Source organism: Streptomyces bambusae (assembly GCF_019400985.1).
GTDB lineage: Bacteria > Actinomycetota > Actinomycetes > Streptomycetales > Streptomycetaceae > Streptomyces > Streptomyces bambusae_A.
In genome coordinates, this window is sequence record NZ_WTFF01000526.1 from 1 (window position 1) to 3,015 (window position 3,015).

A 3,015-nucleotide genomic window follows, 5' to 3' on the forward strand; every position below is an offset into this window, starting at 1 on the left:
CGTGGGCACGGAGTGGTGTATAAGAGACAGGGCCCGGTCCGCGCGCCGCGGGCTGGCGACGGGCGCAGCACCGGGCGCCGCGCCGGGCTCGGCCCGGGTCGCATCGTCCGGCTGATGCATGCCGGCCGCCCGACCCGTGTCGTCCGTACGACCCGTGCCGTCCGCGCGTTCCGTGCCGTGCCGCAGCCAGTAGGCCAGCAGTTCGTCCTCGAACGGCCGCCACACGGTCAGCGCCTCGCGCTGTGCCTCGATCGCCGCCTTGGGCTGCCGGCCGGCCAGCTCGGCCGCGACCTCGCCGACGCTGCGGCGGTGCACTGCGCCCGCATCGGCCGCCGGCCGGTCCGTGGGGCGCGGCAGGAACCGCAGTCGGTCCGCGAAGGGCTGGATCTCGGTCACCAGCGCGGCGGCCGACTCCAGGTCACCGGCCCGGACCAGCCACGCCACGGTCAGCAGGGCCGCCTCCTCGGGCAGCGCCACCTCGTACCGGCCGCTGTCCAGCAGCTCCCACAGCCGGGCGAGGCCCTCCTCGGTCAGGGCGTGGGAGAAGAGGGCGACGCGGTCGGCGGGCACCCCGGCCCGGCGCGCGGCCTCCTCCTCGTACCCGGCGAGCGGACCGCCCGCCGCGGGTGCACCCGTGGCGAAGCCGCCGCGTACCACTTCCGGCGTCACCCAGGACGGCAGACCGGCCACGGGCGTACGGGAGCCCACGGTCAGGTGTCCGGTCGCGATGCCGGAGAGCACGGCCTGCCACTGCCGGATCCGGCTCCCGGCGCGCTCGCGCGTGCCGGCGTCCGCGTGCGACGCGGAGGTCCGCATCGCCCGCGCCAACTGGGCGGCGGCGTAGGCCGGGGACACCGTGACGCTCTGCGCGTGCGGTGCCGTCTGCTTCGTCATGGGCTGCTGGTCAGCGATCTCGTCCATAAGCCGGCGTGGCAGGTGCTGCCCCTGCGCCCTCCGGATCCCAAGTCCGGTGCTCTGCTGGCTGAGCTACACGCCGTCGGTGCGCTCGACCTTAGGAGGGCGGGCGTTCCCCCGGCAAACGGTTTCGGTCGCACCGCGGCCCTCCCGTCATCGAGGCCGTGACGGCGACTTTCGGAAATCCCATTGCTTTTGGTCGCACTGGCCGGAAGACTTTGGCCAATTTTGCTTCTGCCGGAATGATGTTCCATGATTGTGACTGCACGTCAGTTTCGGCGTGCGTGTCGGAGACGGGGGCGCGGGGGTCCCCCCGTTCCCACCACCGGTCGATCACGCAGGCGAGTCCGCGGTCTCGCCGCGCCCCGTGGTGGCTCCTGCTCCTGATTCCGTTCCTCTAGGCAAAGGCCCATGTCCGCCCACCGTCTTTCGGACCTCATACGTTTCGCCCGTCACAACTCGCCCTTCTACCGGGACCTCTACACGTCCCTGCCGCCCGGCGCGGAGCGCCTGACCGACCTTCCTGTCGTCGACCAGCAGGAGTTCTGGGCGGCCAACACCCTCCAGGACAACCGGGTCCTGACCGGGCCGCTCAGTGAGGCCACGGTCTTCAAGACCGGGGGCACCACCGGCTCCCCCAAGTTCTCCGTCTACACCCGCGACGAGTGGCGCACCTTCGTGACCGCCTTCGGCCAGGGACTCGTCGACACGGGGCTGCGCCCGGGGCACCGGGTGGCCGACCTGTTCTACGCCGGGGAGCTGTACGCCAGCTTCCTGTTCGTCCTCGACTCCCTCGCCCACGCACCCGTGGACAACGTCCGCCTGCCCGTCGGCGGCGCCGCGCCGGCGGAGTCGATCCTCCCCACGCTGCGCGACCTGGCAGCCCAGGTCGTGGCCGGCACCCCCACCACGCTGTGCCGGCTGGCCGAGGAGGTCGTCGCGGCCGGCGAACGGCTGGAGTCGGTGGAGCTGCTGCTCTTCGGCGGTGAGGCGCTGTTCGCCGACCAACGGCGACTGCTGGCCGCCGCGTTCCCCCGTGCCGAGGCCCGCTCCATCGGGTACGCCAGCGTGGACGCCGGCCTGCTCGGCCGCCCCGTGCCCGGCTCCGACGCCCGTGTGCACCGGGCCTTCACCCCGTACTCGGTCGTCGAGATCCTCGACGACACCACGGGTGAGCCCGTCACCGAACCGGGGCGGCCGGGCCGGGTCGTCGTCACCAGCCTGTTCCGGCGCCTGATGCCCGTCATCCGCTATCCGGCGGGCGACCGGGCCGAGTGGACGGGCACCGGGCCCGGGCACTTCCGGATCCTCGGACGCGCCGAGGAAGGCGTGCGGGTCGGTCCCGTCTCCCTCTACACGCAGGACGCCCAGGCGGCCGTCGCCGCGGCGGACACCGCCGGGCGCGTCGTCGGCATGCAGCTCGTCGTACGCCGCTGGGAGGGCCGCGACGGGCTCGTCCTGCGGCTGGCCACGGCGCCGGGGGACGGCGGGCCGGAGGGGGCGGGCGGTCCGTCCGCGGGCAGTGCGTCGACGGGCGGTCCGTCCGCGGGCGCTGCGACGGGCGCCGGGGCTCCGACCGGCGCGGCCCCCGGCCTGGCCGAGTTGGCGCGTGCGGTGGTCACGGAGCTGGAGAACGTCCGGCCGCTCTACCCCGACAGTGTGCGCGCCGGGTTCGTGCACCCGCTGTCCGTGGAATGGGCCCGCCATCGCGACCTCGCCGTCAACCCGCGCTCGGGCAAGCTCGTCCGGGTCCTGGACGAGAGGCCGACCGCATGACCGCCGTGCCCGTGACCGATACGGAGGCCGGGCCCGGGGCCCGGGCCGCCGACCCGGCCCCGGCCCCGGCTCAGCCCGGTGCCGTCGCCCGCGCCCGGCGGCTGCCGCTGGTCCTGCGCAACCGTGCCTTCGGGGCCGTCTGGCTGGGCCAGGTGCTGACCCAGGGAGCCGTGCGCATGTTCCAGGTCGGCGTGTCCTGGTGGCTCGTCGCCTACGCTGTCCAGGACGCCGGCGGGCTGGCCCGCGGGGTGGTCTTGGCCGTCCTAGCCCCTGCCTCTTTTATACATCTGGAGCCGCCGTCGGATCTCTCGTGTGACGCAGTTG

Annotated in this window: 1 protein-coding gene, 1 tRNA gene and 2 pseudogenes; 2 read left to right on the forward strand and 2 right to left on the reverse strand. The window is 74.0% G+C overall.

What is annotated here, in order from left to right; translation table 11 throughout:
- A pseudogene (locus tag GPJ59_RS35070) lies at positions 1 to 894 on the reverse strand (hypothetical protein); the annotation flags it as partial.
- A 30-nt stretch (positions 895 to 924) separates the two neighbouring features.
- Positions 925 to 997, reverse strand: a tRNA-Pro gene (locus GPJ59_RS35075).
- A gap of 329 nt (positions 998 to 1,326) precedes the next feature.
- On the opposite strand from GPJ59_RS35075, the gene GPJ59_RS35080 reads away from it, so the two are divergent.
- Positions 1,327 to 2,691, forward strand: coding sequence for a phenylacetate--CoA ligase family protein (locus GPJ59_RS35080; RefSeq protein ID WP_219672114.1), 1,365 nt, complete (start codon positions 1,327 to 1,329; stop codon positions 2,689 to 2,691).
- Positions 2,688 to 3,015, forward strand: a pseudogene (locus tag GPJ59_RS38230) (hypothetical protein); the annotation flags it as partial. The gene GPJ59_RS35080 and the pseudogene GPJ59_RS38230, both read left to right, overlap by 4 nt.